Source organism: Saccharopolyspora dendranthemae, from assembly GCF_007829955.1.
Lineage (GTDB): Bacteria > Actinomycetota > Actinomycetes > Mycobacteriales > Pseudonocardiaceae > Saccharopolyspora > Saccharopolyspora dendranthemae.
In genome coordinates, this window is sequence record NZ_VIWX01000001.1 from 1,563,231 (window position 1) to 1,578,653 (window position 15,423).

At 68.8% G+C, this 15,423-nt stretch carries 14 protein-coding genes; 5 read left to right on the plus strand and 9 right to left on the minus strand.

Annotated features, from left to right (window positions below; translation table 11 throughout):
- Positions 1-101: 101 nt before the first annotated feature.
- The 7 genes from FHU35_RS07015 to rimO form a co-directional block, all read right to left on the minus strand.
- Positions 102-1,379: a uracil-xanthine permease family protein gene (locus tag FHU35_RS07015; RefSeq protein WP_145737523.1), complete on the minus strand. Its 1,278-nt coding sequence runs from the start codon at positions 1,377-1,379 to the stop codon at positions 102-104.
- Between the two features lie 160 nt (positions 1,380-1,539).
- Positions 1,540-2,352, minus strand: coding sequence for a phage shock envelope stress response protein PspM (gene pspM, locus FHU35_RS07020; protein WP_145737524.1), 813 nt, complete (start codon positions 2,350-2,352; stop codon positions 1,540-1,542).
- Positions 2,353-2,372: 20 nt separating this feature from the next.
- Positions 2,373-3,200 (minus strand): PspA/IM30 family protein, encoded by an 828-nt coding sequence (locus FHU35_RS07025; RefSeq protein WP_145737525.1) that lies wholly within the window; start codon positions 3,198-3,200, stop codon positions 2,373-2,375.
- 312 nt (positions 3,201-3,512) lie between these two features.
- Positions 3,513-3,938 (minus strand): helix-turn-helix domain-containing protein, encoded by a 426-nt coding sequence (locus FHU35_RS07030; RefSeq protein WP_145737526.1) that lies wholly within the window; start codon positions 3,936-3,938, stop codon positions 3,513-3,515.
- 205 nt (positions 3,939-4,143) lie between these two features.
- On the minus strand, positions 4,144-4,635 hold the full coding sequence (locus tag FHU35_RS07035; RefSeq protein WP_145737527.1) for a CinA family protein: 492 nt from the start codon (positions 4,633-4,635) through the stop codon (positions 4,144-4,146).
- The gene (pgsA, locus tag FHU35_RS07040; protein WP_145737528.1) at positions 4,632-5,222 is read right to left on the minus strand and encodes a CDP-diacylglycerol--glycerol-3-phosphate 3-phosphatidyltransferase; all 591 of its coding nucleotides are present in this window, start codon (positions 5,220-5,222) and stop codon (positions 4,632-4,634) included. The genes FHU35_RS07035 and pgsA overlap by 4 nt, the downstream gene beginning before the upstream one ends.
- A complete protein-coding gene (gene rimO / locus FHU35_RS07045) occupies positions 5,219-6,637 on the minus strand; it encodes a 30S ribosomal protein S12 methylthiotransferase RimO (protein ID WP_145737529.1) in 1,419 nt (472 codons plus the stop codon). Before rimO ends, pgsA begins: the two co-directional genes overlap by 4 nt.
- Before the next feature lie 132 nt (positions 6,638-6,769).
- Here rimO and FHU35_RS07050 point away from each other — a divergent pair, with 132 nt between their 5' ends.
- The 3 genes from FHU35_RS07050 to FHU35_RS07060 all read left to right on the plus strand — a co-directional run bounded on the left by FHU35_RS07050 (position 6,770) and on the right by FHU35_RS07060 (position 8,504).
- On the plus strand, positions 6,770-7,270 hold the full coding sequence (locus tag FHU35_RS07050) for an amino-acid N-acetyltransferase (protein WP_145737530.1): 501 nt from the start codon (positions 6,770-6,772) through the stop codon (positions 7,268-7,270).
- Positions 7,271-7,313: 43 nt separating this feature from the next.
- The gene (locus tag FHU35_RS07055; protein WP_145737531.1) at positions 7,314-7,832 is read left to right on the plus strand and encodes an amino-acid N-acetyltransferase; all 519 of its coding nucleotides are present in this window, start codon (positions 7,314-7,316) and stop codon (positions 7,830-7,832) included.
- 165 nt (positions 7,833-7,997) lie between these two features.
- Positions 7,998-8,504, plus strand: a complete 507-nt coding sequence (locus FHU35_RS07060) for a phospholipase (protein WP_145737532.1) — start codon at positions 7,998-8,000, stop codon at positions 8,502-8,504.
- Positions 8,505-8,623: 119 nt separating this feature from the next.
- Here the strand turns inward: FHU35_RS07060 and FHU35_RS07065 are convergent, their stop codons facing one another.
- A complete protein-coding gene (locus FHU35_RS07065; RefSeq protein ID WP_246110172.1) occupies positions 8,624-9,889 on the minus strand; it encodes a sialidase family protein in 1,266 nt (421 codons plus the stop codon).
- A gap of 251 nt (positions 9,890-10,140) precedes the next feature.
- Positions 10,141-12,672 (minus strand): FtsK/SpoIIIE family DNA translocase, encoded by a 2,532-nt coding sequence (locus FHU35_RS07070; protein WP_186459287.1) that lies wholly within the window; start codon positions 12,670-12,672, stop codon positions 10,141-10,143.
- Between the two features lie 183 nt (positions 12,673-12,855).
- Between FHU35_RS07070 and FHU35_RS07075 the strand changes: the two genes are divergently transcribed.
- Both FHU35_RS07075 and FHU35_RS07080 read left to right on the plus strand, forming a co-directional pair.
- A complete protein-coding gene (locus tag FHU35_RS07075) occupies positions 12,856-13,602 on the plus strand; it encodes a lysophospholipid acyltransferase family protein (protein ID WP_145738013.1) in 747 nt (248 codons plus the stop codon).
- A gap of 121 nt (positions 13,603-13,723) precedes the next feature.
- Positions 13,724-15,298 (plus strand): alpha/beta hydrolase, encoded by a 1,575-nt coding sequence (locus tag FHU35_RS07080; RefSeq protein ID WP_186459288.1) that lies wholly within the window; start codon positions 13,724-13,726, stop codon positions 15,296-15,298.
- The last annotated feature ends 125 nt before the right edge of the window (positions 15,299-15,423 follow it).

Here is a 15,423-nt window from a genome sequence, read left to right on the forward strand (position 1 = left end):
GAGCGCCTCGACCTCACCCGTGGGCGGTTGTGGTCCGAACTGACCGGACGTAGTGGACATTGATCATGGACGGTTCGGACCAGAACCGCCCGGGGCCACCCTCACGCGACGTCGCGGACGTCGCGGACGTCGGCCAGGTTCCGCAGCAGCGGGTAGACGATGACGATCCCGATCGATCCCCAGACCAGGCCCGTGATCCGGAGGTCGCCGACGCTGAGCGTCAGGTCGCCGACCCCCGCGATGACGGCCGTGCCCAGCACGGCGAGGTTGACCGGGTCCGCGAAGTCGACGCGGGCGTCGAGCCAGATGCGAACTCCGACCAGGGCCAGCATCCCGAACAGCACCAGCGTGGCACCGCCGAGCACGCCCATCGGGACCGTGTTGATCAGCGCGGAGAGCTTCGGCGAGAACGACAGCACGATCGCCGCCACGGCAGCCACGAAGCAGGAGGCCGTGGAGTAGACGCGGGTCGCCGCCATGACACCGATGTTAGCCGCGTAGCTGCTCACCGCCGAGCCGCCGGCCGAACCCGACAGCATCGTGGCGAGCCCGCCACCGATGAGCGCGTCACCGACGTAGGGGTCGAGGTCGCGCCCGGACACGGCGGCGACCGCCTTGAGGTGCGCGACGTGCTCGGCGACCAGCACTATCGCCAGCGGCAGCACGAACGGGACCACCGAGACGTGCACCTGCGGTGTGATCAGCTGCGGGAACCCGATCCACGGCGCCTCGGCCAGCCTGGCGACCCGCTCGGGCACGAGCTGCCCCATCGTCGCCGCGTACACCCAGCCGACCAGGACGCCGATCAGCACTGCGGCGCGGCCCGCCATGCCCCTGCTGATCACCGTCAGCAGGACGACGGTTCCCAGCGTCAGGGCGGCCGGAACCCGCTGCTGATCGAAGGAGGAGACGGACTGCGGGGCGAGGCTCAGGCCGATCATGAGCACGATCGCGCCCGTGACCACCGGCGGCATCGCGGTCTCCAGCAACCGCACGCCCAGCGCCTTGACGGCCACGCCGAAGGCCAGCACCACGAGACCGACCACCATGATCCCGCCCAGCAGCGCGGCCGGGCCCGCGCCGACCTCGCTGACCGCGGCGCTCATCGGCACCACGAAGGCCACCGACGAGCCGAGGTAGCTGGGCACCCGGTTGCGGGTGATCACGAGGAACAGCAGGGTGCCGACGCCGGAGAGCAGCAGTGTGGTGGCGACCGGGAACCCGGTCAGCAGCGGGACCAGCGTGGTGGTGCCGAACATCGCGAACAGGTGCTGCACGCCGAAACCGATGGTGAGCGGCCAGCTCAGCCGTTCCTCGGAGGTGACGACGGAATCGCGCGGCAGGCGTCGACCGTTGCCGTGCACGGCCCACAACGCCACATTGGCCTCCCCGAGCCACCCGTTCGGGCGGACAAACTGTCACGGCATGTGATGACTGGGGAAAGATTACTATTCGGCATCACGCAATCAAGTCACCCGGCCCGTCGATAGTAAAAATATTGACTACCGCTAGTGATCTCGTTGCAGCGTGTGGTGAAAATCAGTGCTGAGCGGACCCGTCCGCTTCGCCGAAGACCTCGCGCATCCCGACGGCGAGACCGGCCAACCGGTCCGTCGCGTCCTGCAGCAGGTGCCGCTGCTCGCCCGCACCGCTCGACGCGACCGCCCGCCCTGCGGCCGCGACCACACCGCCGTAGCTCGACACGCCCTCGTCCAGCTCGGCCCGCAGCCGGTCGACGGCGGCCTTGAGCTCGCTCTGCTCCGCCGGGGGCGCGTAACGCATCGCCGACTCCACGGCGACCAAGCGCTGACCGCCCCGGCGCAGCTCCGCAGCAGCGGCGTCCGCCGTCGCGCGCGCCTCGGCGGCCGACGCACCCGCACCGGCCGAGGTGAGCTCGGCCAGCGCGGCGTTGAGCGTCTGCTCCGCTTCCCGCAGCCGCTGCATGGGCGGCCGTGCCACCGAACCGGGTGCGGGCAGCAGCTCGGAGGCGCTGGGCTCCGGTAGCGGCGTGTTCTTGAGCTTCCGGTACTTCAACCCGGCGCTCACCGCGCCGACGCCGCCGGCCACGGCGACGCCGCCCAGGCCGACCGCGGCGGTCTCCCCGGCCCACTGCCAGAAGAAGACCGAATCCACGATCGGCGTCATCCACGAGGTGACGGCACCGAGCCCGAAAACGCCCGCCGTGGTGGCGCTGGTGCCTGCGACCCGCTTGGCGGCCTTCCGGCGCCGGACCAACCGAGCGCGGGGATCGCGCCAGTCGGCCCACTTGCGGCGCACCTCGGTCGCGACAGGCCCGCGCAGCGTGTCCAGGGCGACCTCGCCCCACTGCGCGAGCTCGCGTTTCCGGGACATGGTGCTGCCTCCGCCTCGACTCAGGCCTGGTCCGCCTGCGGCTTCTCCTGCTTCTGGGTTTCCGCAGGGGTCTGCTCGCCGCTGGAGAGCTGCTGCTGCGATCCGCCGGTGACCTGCTTCTGGTCGCCGCCGCCCATGGAAGCGCGGAGCTGCGCGAGGCGGTTGGATCCGGCCGCGTCGACGGAGGCCTGCTCGACCTCCATCATCCGGCCCTGCACGCTGTTCTGCGCCAGCTCGGCCTCACCCAGTGCGGTGGTGTAGCGCTGCTCGATCTTGTCCCGGACCTCGTTCAGCGAAGGCGTGTTGCCCGGCGCGGCGACCTCGGTCATCGACTTCATCGACGCCGAGACCTGCTCCTGCATCTTGGCCTGCTCCAGCTGGCTGAGCAGCTTGGTGCGCTCGGCGATCTTCTGCTGCAGGACCTGCGCGTTGCGCTCGACGGCCTGCTTGGCCTGCTCGGCCTGGCCCAGCGACTGGTCGTGCAGCGTCTTGAGGTCCTCGACGCCCTGCTCCGCGCTGACCAGCTGGCTGGCCAGCTGCGTCGCGGTCTCCTCGTACTTCGCGGCCTTGGTCTCGTCGCCTTCGGAGCGGGCCTGGTCGGCCATGACCAGCGCCTGCTTGGCCGAGGACTGCAGCTTCTCGACCTCGCCGAGCTGCCGGTTCAGCTTCATCTCCAGCTGACGCTGGTTGCCGATCACCGAGGCAGCCTGCTGGGAGAGGGCCTGGTGCTGACGTTGTGCCTCTTCGATGGCCTGCTGGATCTGCACCTTAGGGTCTGCGTGCTCGTCGACCTTCGACGAGAAGGACGCCATCAGGTACTTCCAGGCCTTCACGAACGGGTTGGCCATCTCCTCCGCCTGCCTTCTTTCCGCTTGCCTGCCACGTGGCACTGCGAGCCGTCTGCCCCCAGCCGATCTCTACGCCGATACAACGCGTCAAGAGCCTCGGCTGGTTCCATCGTGTCAGGTAGTTGTGTCCGCTTCCACCAAACACGGCAGATCTCCGGGTATTTCCCGGACCACTGTTCATTGATCGAACCAGTCTCGCCCCCACGACGCCGCTCCGGGGGCATAACGGACACGGAACCGTGATCAACACGAACACCGACGCCCCGCGCGCCAGTGGGCACGCGGGGCGCTCGGAGGTGTCGTCTTAGTCGTTCAGGCGGCCACTACCTGCTTGCGCACCGGAGCGCTGATGCGCTGGCTGAGCACCGGCTGCAGCCCCGCGCGGGACGAGCCGTCGTCGGCGAACTGCTCGTCGGAGAGCTCGGCACCGAGAAGGCTCGGCACCAGCTGACCACCGTCGATGTCGGCCGTGGCGGGCTGCTCGACGACGGATGGCACGACCATCGTCCCGTCGAGGTCACCGGCAACGGTCACCAGCAGCTCAGGCAGCGGCAGGTCCAAGGCATCACAGATCGAGGACAGCAGCTCGCTGGACGCCTCCTTGCGGCCCCGTTCGACCTCGGACAGGTATCCGAGGCTCACTCGGGCAGCGCGCGAAACGTCCCGCAAGGTCCGAGACTGTGCGGTCCGGGCGCGGCGCAGCCGTTCACCGACCGCCTCCCGCAACAATACGGTCATCGCGCGCCTCCCTTCCTTCGTCGCCTTCCGCGTGCACTACGCGTGAACGCCCCCTACGTTACTCATCGATGGGCCCGAACGAGAACGATCGAGCCGAAGTCCGCCCAGGGCGAACGGTCCATGATCGATCGGACTAGTCCTCGATGGGCCATGTTCACGCAGCGCACAGCGCATGCGGACACATGACGACCCACTCCCACATTTTTCAACGAAGCAGCGTGGCGAAGTGTTCCAGGGCCACCCGAACAGCCGCCGCTCGGACCGCGTGACGATCACCGTCGAGCACCTCGGTCTGCACCTGCGCGCCTTGCGGGCCGGAGAAGCCCAGGTGAACGGTGCCGGGAGCGACTCCGTCCTGCGGATCCGGTCCCGCCACACCGGTGAGCCCGATGCCCCAGTCGGCCTCGCAGCGGCGCGACGCGCCGACGGCGAGTTGGGCCGCCACGTCCGGGTGCACCGCGCCGTGCTCGGCCAGCAACTCCGGATCGACCCCTGCGAGCCGCTCCTTGAGGTCGGTGGCGTAGACGACGAGCCCACCGCGCACCACCGCGCTGGCGCCCGGCACCTCGGTGAGCGCGGCCGCGACCAGGCCTGCGGTGAGCGATTCGGCGGTGGCGACCGATTCACCTCGCTCCCGCAGCGTCGTGATCAACCCGGCGACCTGCGGGAACGCCAGACCCAGGGGTTCGAGGATCACGCGTCGGCCTTCGCACCGCCCGCGGCGCGGAGCCGGAGCGCGCGGACCACGTAGTCCAGACCGGTCACGACCGTGGCGATCAGCGCCGCGCCGAGCACGATCCAGCGCGGGATGTCCGCCCAGGAACCCAGCGGCATCAGGTAGAGCCCGATCGCGATGGCCTGCAGCAGCGTCTTGATCTTGCCGCCGTGGCTGGCGGCGATGACGCCGTGCCGGATCACCCAGAACCGCAGCAACGTCACGCCCAGCTCGCGAGCGATGATCACCCAGGTCGCCCACCAGGGCAGGTCTCCCAGCAGGCTCAGACCGACCAGCGCAGCGCCGGTGAGCGCCTTGTCGGCGATCGGGTCGGCGATCTTGCCGAAGTCGGTGACCAGACCGCGCTTGCGAGCCACCTCGCCGTCGATGCGGTCGGTGATGGAGGCCAGGGCGAACACGCCGGTCGCGATCCAGCGCCACAGCGTGTCGTGCCCGCCGTCCCAGAACAGCGCGACCAGGAACACCGGCACCATGACCAGCCGGGACATGGTCAGCAGGTTGGCGATGTTGAGGACGGGCGGCGGGGGCGCCTGGCCTTCGGCCGTCATGGGTTCTCCCCTGGCTTCTCCAGCGGGCGCACCACGAGGTCCACTCCGTCGCTGTCGATGACCTCGCAGCGCACCACGTCGCCCACGGCCAGCTCGTCGGCCCCGTCGATCAGGCACTCGCCGTCGACCTCGGGTCCCTGGTGGTCGGCGCGGCCGACGACGTCGTCCTCGTCGAAGCGCTCCACCAGAACGGTGACCTCGGTGCCGATGCGGTCCTCGGCTCGCTGCGCGATCAGCTCGTCGGCCAGGGCGGTCAACTGCTCGACGCGCTTGGCGACCACGTCGGGGTCGAGCTTGTCGTCGAAGCCGGCGGCCTCGGTGCCGTCCTCGTCGGAGTAGCCGAACACGCCGACGGCGTCGAGCCGGGCCGTGGTCAAGAACTCCTGCAGCTCCGCGAAGTCCTCCTCGGTCTCACCGGGGAAGCCGACGATGAAGTTGCTGCGGATCCCGGCCTCCGGCGCGAGCGCCCGGATCTGCTCGATGAGCTGCAGGAACGACTCGGTCGAGCCGAACCGGCGCATCCGTCGCAGCACGGTCTCGCTGGAGTGCTGGAAGGAGAGGTCGAAGTAGGTCGCCACGCCCGGAGTCGTGGCGATGGTGCGCACCAGGCCGGGACGCGTCTCGGCGGGCTGCAGGTAGGACACCCGGACCCGCTCGACGCCGTCGAGCTCGGCCAGTTGCGGCAGCAGCACCTCCAGCGCGCGCTGGTCGGAGAGGTCCTTGCCGTAGGAGGTGGAGTTCTCGCTGACCAGGAACAGCTCCTTCGCCCCGTTCTTGGCCAGCCAGGCGCCCTCGCCGAGGACCTCCTCCGGCTGGCGGGACAGGAAGGAGCCGCGGAAGGACGGGATCGCGCAGAACGTGCAGCGACGATCGCAGCCGGAGGCGAGCTTGAGCGCGGCCACCGGCGAGTCGTCGAGCCGGCGGCGCGAGATCTCGCGCGCGGCGGGCACCCAGCCGTGACCGGGCACGGCCACGTCGGCGGCCGCGGCGGGCCGCGAGACCGGGCTGATCGGAAGCATCTTTCGCCGGTCCTGCGGCTGGTGGGACTCGAGGGCACGACCGGCGAGCACGTCGTCGAGCCGGTCGGCGAGGTTGTCGTAGTGGTCGAATCCCAGGACGGCGTCGGCCTCCGGCATCTGCTCGGCGAGCTCGGAGCCGTAGCGCTCGGCCATGCAGCCGACGGCGACGACCTTCGCGCCGGTGTCGGAGGCGGCCAGCAGCGTGTCCACGGAGTCCTTCTTGGCGGACTCGACGAAGCCGCAGGTGTTGACCACGACGACCTCGGCGTCGTCGGCGTCGACGAGGTCCCAGCCCCTGCCGTGGAGGTTGCCCGCCAGCTCTTCGGAGTCCACCTCGTTGCGGGCGCAACCGAGCGTGACCATGGCGACTCGGTGGTGTTTCTGCTCGGTTGACATGGGTCGAGCCTAACGTCCCTGCTGTCGACGCTCCGCAACGAGCCTGGCACCGCGGATTGCCTCCGAGTGGTGGCCAAGATTACGACCGTCCGGACGACCGCCGTCCTGTTGTGATGGTTAGGCTTACCTAACGTGAATGCCATCGAGGTGCGACCGGCCCGCGTCCGCGACGCGCGAGCGATCAAGTCGTTGATCGACCACTACGCGGGCAAGGTGGTCCTCGGCAAGGAGCTCGTCACGCTCTACGAGGACATCCAGGAGTTCCAGGTGGCCGAGGACGGCGGTCGGATCGTCGGCTGCGGCGCGCTGCACGTGCTCTGGGAGGACCTCGCCGAGATCCGCACCGTGGCCGTCGACCCGATGGAGAAGGGGCGCGGCGTCGGGCATCTCGTGGTGGACCGGCTGCTCGAGCACGCGGCCGACCTGGGCCTGTCCCGAATCTTCGTGCTCACCTTCGAGACGGAGTTCTTCGGCCGCCGCGGGTTCCGCCCCATCGCCGACACACCGGTCCCGCCCGAGATCTACGACGAGATCCGCCACTCGCCGGACGAAGGCGTCGCCCAGTTCCTGGATCTCGCGCACGTCAAGCCGAACACCTTGGGCAACACCCGGATGCTTCTGCAGCTGGCCTGATGTTCACGCGCTGCGCGAGGAGCGCGGCGTTACGATGAGGCGCATGAATGGTTATGCGCCGTCGGAGATAGTGATTCGACGGGCTCGGATCGCCGACGTCCCGACGATCAAGGCGCTGGTCGACACCTACGCGGGCGAGGTCCTCCTGGAGAAGGAACTCGTCACGCTCTACGAGGACATCCAGGAGTTCTGGGTGGCCGACGAGGACGGGCGCGCAGTGGGCTGCGGCGCGCTGCACGTGCTCTGGGAAGACCTCGCCGAGATCCGCACGGTGGCGATCGATCCAGTGGTCAAGGGCCGCGGCATCGGGCACCGGATCGTGCAGCGGCTCATCGAGCTGGCCACCGGACTGGGCCTGACCCGGGTGTTCGTGCTGACCTTCGAGACGGAGTTCTTCGGGCGGCACGGTTTTCGCACCATCGACGGCGCTCCGGTCAGCCCCGAGGTCTTCGAGGAGATGCGGCGCTCGGTCGACGCCGGCGTGGCGGAGTTCCTGGACCTGGCCAACGTCAAGCCCAACACCTTGGGCAACACCCGGATGCTGCTCGAACTGCCTTCCTGACCAGCGCGTCTCGGCGTCTCACCGAGACCGGCGACACCGCACCGCCGCGAGCGCACCAGTCGTTCATCCCCCGTTGGCGTTCGCAAGTGCGCAACTTTCCCACGAACCCCTCTGGCACCGGTTATAAACACCGGTGATCATTCGTTCCACCCAGAGGAGATCACCTTGGAACGCAATAGTCGCCGCGGCCTGATCACCATCGTGGCCGCCGCCGGAGCCCTGCTGCTGACCGGCGGAACCGCGGTCGCCGCCGATCTCACGCCGGAAGAGCTGCAGAAGACCACCGACAGCTACCTCTTCGAGTACTCGCTCGACGAGTTCACCCAGACCCGCTCCGAGCAGCCCCACGCCGACCAGCTCGACTGGTCCTCCGACGGCTGCTCGTACTCCCCCGACGCGCCGTTCGGCTACGAGTTCCTGGAGAGCTGCGACCGGCACGACTTCGGGTACCGCAACTACAAGCTCCAGGAGCGGTTCACCGACGACAACCGGCTGAAGATCGACGACAACTTCCACGACGACATGTACTCCGTGTGCGACGGGGAAGGCGCGTGCGAGGCGACCGCCGATCTCTACTACGAGGCCGTCCGCAAGTTCGGCGGCTCGGCGTCGTCGATCGCCGAGGCCGTCGAGATGGCCCAGCTCCCGGCGAAGGCCGAAGCCCGGGGCTGACCAGCGCGATTCGAATTTCGCGCGAAATTCGAAAAGCCCTCACCCGGCGGGAGGACCGCCTCGCCGGGTGAGGGCCGTTCTTCGCTACCGCGTCCGCGGCCGGATCGGTGTCCGCCGGGTCAGCGGCCGGGCCGGGTGTCCATCGGACGGGGTGCGGACTTCGCTGCTGCGGCGTCGTCACCGATCGGCCCCACGCCGTAGAAGGCCTCGCACGGCCCGCCGATGTAGTGCTCGAAATCCGTGGTCACGTGGATCATGGACTTGCCGTCGGAGGTCGGCAGCAGGCTCGGGCTGAAGTTCCGGCAGACGCTGCCCTGGTTGTAGCTGATCTGCACCGGCGCCGGAATCTCCTTCCACGGCCCGTCGAGGTCGTCCGGGTTCTCGTTGACCATGACCGTCTTGCCGTTGCCGGGGGCCCAGCCGCCGTTGTCGCCGCCGAGCATCTGGTAGGCCAGCAGCAGTCGCCCGTTGGACTTCGGTCCGGGAGCCAGCGCGATGGTCGGCGTCCCGAGAGGCTGTCCACCGGTGTCCGAGACGATCTCCGTGCCGAGGTCCTTCGGGTCGCCCCAGTCCCAGCCGTCGGAGGATTTGCGGATCCAGATCGTGCAGGTGTGCACCGGGTCGTAATTGCAGACCTCGTACACCATCACGTAAGTGCCGTCGGGGAGTTTGCGAACTCCCGACATTCCGGGACGCACCGTGAACTCGTCGTTCTTCAGCATCTCCTTCGCATCGGTCCAATTTCGACCGTCCGAAGAACGCACCTGCATGAGTTTCTGGTCGTGCTCCGGATCACCGTCGTCTGAATAGAACGCGACGAGGTCGCCCTGCTCGGAAACGGTGAACTCCGGCTCCCACACACCGGGCCCGACCGGGGCCTGCACCATGTCGGAGAGGTAGCTCCAGGTCTTGCCGTGATCATCGCTGCGCCACACGCGGATGCTGGCCTGGCGCTCCTCCTCGTCGGCGCCGATGCCGGCGGTACCTGCCCACAGCAGGGTTCCGGCCGGCATGTCACCGACCTGCTGCGGCAGCTCGTAGAGCGTGGAGCAGCACATCCCCTTGGTGTTCTCACCTGCGGGATCGTGGATCTCGGAGAGCGGCTGGAACGTCTTGCCGTCGTCCCGGCTCTCGGAGATCGCCGCGAACCCGGCGTTGTCCCGGTAGGTCGTCATGCTCGAGAGCACGCGGCCGTTGGCGTCGCCCGAGTTCTCCAGGCGCACGAGCCTCGGATAGCTGGACCCACCGACGCGCAGCAGCTCCCCCTCGTCCACGTCTTGGGTCCCGACGTCCCCGGGAGCGGGGGCGGGAGCAGGAGCGGGGGCTGGGGCGGATAACGCCATCTGCTGGAACCCGGCGGCCACCAATGCGACCGAGAACAGCACAACCAGCAAAGCGCGAACTTTTCGAACGACCATTCTCAATACCCTTCACACCGCAGGCGGTCCAACCGTCAGCGGCGGAGAGGTTATCGTAGAAATGTTCTGAATCGAGCCCTGTGAAAATGCCGTTCAGAGCAATCGAGCGGGCGCAAACGGAGCAGTGGAAACAATGCGAAACAAATGGGGATGAACAACCGTGAAAAGCGAGGAAAACGAAAGGGGCCCGCGGCTTGTCCTCAGCCGCGGGCCCGTGCTCATTCCTCGTCGTCGGGCGATGGCCCGCCGCGGATCGAGTAGAGCGCGTTCTCCAGCTCTTCCGGCTTGACCAGCACGTCGCGCGCCTTGGACCCCTCCGAAGGGCCGACGACGCCGCGCGATTCGAGCAGGTCCATCAGCCGGCCCGCCTTGGCGAACCCGACCCGCAGCTTGCGCTGCAGCATCGAGGTCGAACCGAACTGACTGGTCACGACGAGCTCGGTGGCCTGCAGCAGGACGTCGAGGTCGTCCCCGATGTCGGAGTCGATCTCCTTCTTGTCGCCGGACTTCGTGGCCGCGGTGACCCCGTCGGTGTAATCGGGTTCCGCCTGGTCCTTGGTGTAGGCGACGATGCGGTGGATCTCGTCGTCGGCGACGAACGAGCCCTGCACGCGCGCCGGACGCGAAGCGCCCATCGGCAGGTAGAGCGCGTCACCCATGCCGATCAGCTTCTCGGCACCGGGCTGGTCGAGGATGACCCGGGAGTCGGTCAGCGACGACGTGGCGAACGCCAGCCGCGACGGCACGTTGGTCTTGATCAGACCGGTGACCACGTCGACCGACGGCCGCTGCGTGGCCAGGACCAGGTGGATCCCGGCGGCGCGGGCCTTCTGGGTGATCCGCACGATCGCGTCCTCGACGTCGCGCGGCGCGGTCATCATCAGGTCGGCGAGCTCGTCGACGATCGCCAGGATGTACGGGTAGGGCTTGTACTCGCGCTCGCTGCCCAGCGGTGCGGTGATCTCGCCGGAGCGCACCTTGGCGTTGAAGTCGTCGATGTGCCGGACCCGGTTGGCCTGCATGTCCTGGTAGCGCTGCTCCATCTCCTCCACCAGCCAGGCCAGCGCTGCGGCGGCCTTCTTCGGCTGGGTGATGATGGGCGTGATCAGGTGCGGGATGCCCTCGTAGGGCGTCAGCTCCACCATCTTCGGGTCGATCAGGATCATCCTGACCTCCTGCGGGGTGGCCCGCGCCAGCAACGACACCAGCATCGAGTTGACGAAGCTCGACTTGCCCGAACCGGTCGAACCCGCGCACAGCAGGTGCGGCATCTTCGACAGGTTCGCGGTGACCATGTGGCCTTCGATGTCCTTGCCCAGCCCCATGACCAGCGGGTGCGAGTCCTTGGCGGCTTCGGAGGAGCGCAGCACGTCGCCGAGCCGCACCATCTCGCGGTCGCTGTTGGGGACCTCGATGCCGACCGCGGACTTGCCCGGGATCGGCGCCAGCAGCCGCACGTTGTCGGTGGCGGCGGCGTAGGCGATGTTCTTGGTCAGCGCGGTGATCTTCTCGACCTTCACGCCGGGCCCGAGCTCGACCTCGTAGCGCGTGACGGTCGGGCCCCGGGTGAACCCGGTGACCTGCGCGTCGATGTTGAACTGCTCCAGAACCGCGGTGATGGCCTCGATCATCGAGTCGTTGGCCTTGCTGCGGCTCTTCGGCGGTTCGCCGTCGGTGAGCACGTCCAGCGGCGGCAGGTGGTAGTCGCCCTCGACGTCGCGGCTGATCTGCGGCTTGTCGCTCTTCTTCGGCGGCTTCTCGGGCTTCTCCGGCTTGGCCGCGGGGACCTCGGCGGCCTTGGGCTTGGCCGGCTTGGCCGGTTCTTCCGGGACGTCGTCGAGCGAGAGCTGCTCGTCCTCGGCGGAGGACGTCGCCTGCCGGCGCCGGGACGGGCGGCGCAGCTTGACCGAGGACGGATCGCCTTCGAGATCGGCCTTGCTCGGCGCGGGCTCGAAGCCGTCCTCGTCGTCGTAGTGGTCGCCGCGCATCCGGGCGAGCACGTCGCGCACCGAGGATCCGGTGAGCACGAGCAACCCGAACAGACCGGCGAGGACCAGCACCGGGACGGCCACATAGCCGGTCAGGCCGTACGCGAGCGCGCCACCGGCGACGAATCCGAGCGCACCTCCCGCCGTGGGCCATGCTTCGGACTCCAGCGGGGCACCCGACAGGACGTGGATGGTTCCCAGAGTCGCGAACATCAGCAGCACCGAGCCGATGACCACGCGCGGCCGCGCTTCGGGGCTCGTCTCGGTGCGCATCAGGATCACCGAGGTGAGCAGCAGGACGAGGGGCAGCACGATCGCGCCGATGCCGATGACCGAGCGCAGCGCCCAGTCGAACCAGTGGCCGACCGGTCCGCCCGCCTGCCACCACACCCCTGCGGCCACGACCACGGCCAGCGCGAGGTAGATCAGCGCGACTCCGTCGCGGCGGTGGGCGGGGTCGAGTTCGCGGGTCCTGCCGAACGCACGGACCACACCGCCGAGTCCGCCGCCCTGGTTCCTGGTGCTCTTGGCGGGGCTGCGCTTCGCGGGCGCCCTGCGGGGCGCGTGCGTCGAGGAGGGGCGGGGCTTGCTCTGCCCCTTGGAGGCCCCGGCCTTGGACCCGGTGCTCTTCGACCCGGCCTTCGACCCAGTGCTCTTGGACGTGGTGCTGGAGCTGCCACGCTTGGCGGCGGTGCCGCTACGCTGCGTCGCCGCTTTGCCGCGCGACGAGCCCCGCCCCCCGTTAGTTGTCCGGCTCGCCATGCCCCACACGGTATCGGCACCCGCCTCTCCCGTCACAACAACCACAGGGGTTCGCGCTCTGTCTGCGCCCAGGCCATGAGATCCTTGCCCATCATGGTTGCCCTGCCGAGCGGCCCCGCGCCGACACACCGAAGCGACCGCGAGAAGCTGTTCCGCGCGACGCCGAGGCTGTGGCGCGCGCTCATGCGCGTGGACCGCGCGGTGATCGCGCTGACCGGGCGGCTGGTCATCACCGGTGACGTGCCGGACGAGCTGCGCGGACAGCCGTTGCTGATGGCGGCCAACCACATCGGCAACCTGGACCCGCTGGTGCTGATCGCGGCCTGCCGGGAGCGCCGGATCTCACCTCGCTTCGTGGCCACGGGAGGTCTGTTCGACGCTCCGGTGACCGGTTCGATCATGCGCGCCGGTCGGCACGTCCGCGCTGACCGCGGCAAGGCGAGCGCGGCCGAAGCGCTCGGCAAGGTCGTCAACGCCCTCACCGAGGACGCGAATCCGGTTCTGGTTTACCCGGAGGGACGGCTCACCTTGGAGCCGAACATGTGGCCCGAGCGGGGCAAGACCGGTGTTGCGCGCATGGCGCTGGCAGCGGGGACCCCGGTGGTCCCGATCAGCCAGTGGGGTGCGCACGAGGCCATGTGCTACGGCATGGTGCGCGTCGAAAGTGCCCGTGACCTGTGGATCCTGTTCTCGTCCTGGCTGCGGGCGATCGTGCGCCGACCGACGATGCGGGTCCACTTCGGCGCCCCCGTGGACCTCTCCGACCTGGCCGCCGATCGCGTCGGCGACGCTGCGCGCGCCCGCGACCGCATCATGCGCGCCATCACCGAGGGCCTGATCCCGCTGCGCATCGACGAGCCCGAAATGCCGCTGCACCAGGACCCGACGCGACCGGTCACCGACAAGCCCTCCCCCTGGTTGAGCCGGTGACCGAACGGCGGCTGCTTCGACCATTTTTCGCCAATCGCGATCTCTGAACCGATTCGATCTCGTTAACTGTCCACACTGCATCGCCGCCACCGGCGAGAACTCGGACAGACGAGGACGATCCGTGAAAAAAGTCGCCACCACCGCGCTGGCGCTCGGGCTGCTGATCGGCTTATCGCCGACGGTCGGCTCGGCATCCGCCGCGCCGGCACCCGAATTCACCCCGGCACCGATCCAGTGGGGTCCGTGCGAGAGCGAGTCCCTGCAGAAGGCCGGTGCCGAGTGCGGCATGGTCTCCGTTCCGCTGGACTACGCCGATCCCGCCGGTGAGCAGATCAAGCTCGCCGTCTCACGCGTCAAGCACACCGTCCCCGAGGACCAGTACCAGGGCGTCATGCTGGTCAACCCGGGTGGGCCGGGCGGGTCAGGGCTGAACCTGAGCGTGCTCGGTTCGTCCGTGCCGAAGAACGCCGGTGCCGCCTACGACTGGATCGGCTTCGACCCGCGCGGTGTGGGCAGCAGCGAGCCCGCCCTGTCCTGCGACCCGAACTACTTCGGTTACGACCGGCCGCACTACGTCCCCGACGCGCAGCTGGAGAAGACCTGGCTGGAGCGCTCGGAGGGCTACGCGAAGGCCTGCGGCAACGCGGGCAAGCTGCTCGACCACCTCAAGACCACCGATTCGGTCGAGGACATGGAGAGCATCCGCAAGGCGCTGGGCCAGGAGCAGATCAACTTCTACGGCTTCTCCTACGGCACCTACCTCGGCCAGGTCTTCAGCACGCTGCACCCGGACCGGATGCGGCGCCTGGTGATGGACGGCGTGGTCAACGTCGAGGACGTCTGGTACCAGGCGAACCTGAACCAGGACGTCGCCTTCGACCGCAACATCAAGATCTTCTTCGACTGGGTCGCCCGCAACGACGCGACCTACCACCTGGGCACCACCGCGGCCGATGTCGAGAAGCGCTATTACGAGCAGCTCGCAGCACTCGACCAGAAACCAGCCGGTGACGTCATCGGTTCAGCGGAGTGGACCGACCTGTTCCTGCAGGCCGGCTACTCGACCTCGGTGTGGCCGGAGCGCGCGCAGGCGTTCGCCGCGTGGGTCAACAACGGCGACTGGGCCCCGGCCAAGGCGCTCTACGACGACACCAACACCCCGGGCGACGACAACGGCTACGCGGTCTACACGGGCGTGCAGTGCACCGACGTCCAGTGGCCGACGAGCTGGGAGCAGTGGCGGAAGGACAACTGGGAGACCCACGCCAAGGCGCCGTTCGAGACCTGGGGCAACGCCTGGTACAACGCACCGTGCCTGACCTGGCCGGCCAAGGCGGGCAAGCCCGTCGAGGTCGACGGCAGCGGGGTCGAGAGCGCGCTGCTGATCAGCGAGGAGCTGGACGCGGCGACCCCGTTCCCGGGAGCCCTGGAAGCCCGCAAGCGCTTCCCGAACGCCAGCCTCATCAGCCTCCCCGGCGGCACGACCCACTCCAGCTCGCTGAGCGGGAACGCCTGCGAGGACGACCAGATCGCCGACTACCTGCTCACCGGCAAGCTTCCAGCCCGCCAGCCGGGCGACGGCCCGGACACCACGTGCGAGCCGCTGCCGCAACCCACGCCCGAGCAGGTGGGAACCCAGTCCACCCACGGCCAACCGGCGGTCCTGCAAGAAGCCCTGCAGTCCCACCACCGCTGACCAACCGCACGCACAACGGGCCGGTCTTCTGGGGTGTGGTGGGGAAGTTTTCATGAAAACTTCCCCACCCCCACGAAGACCGGCCCGTTGTCTGTCGCACAACCCCCGCGCCGCGGTGACCGGGG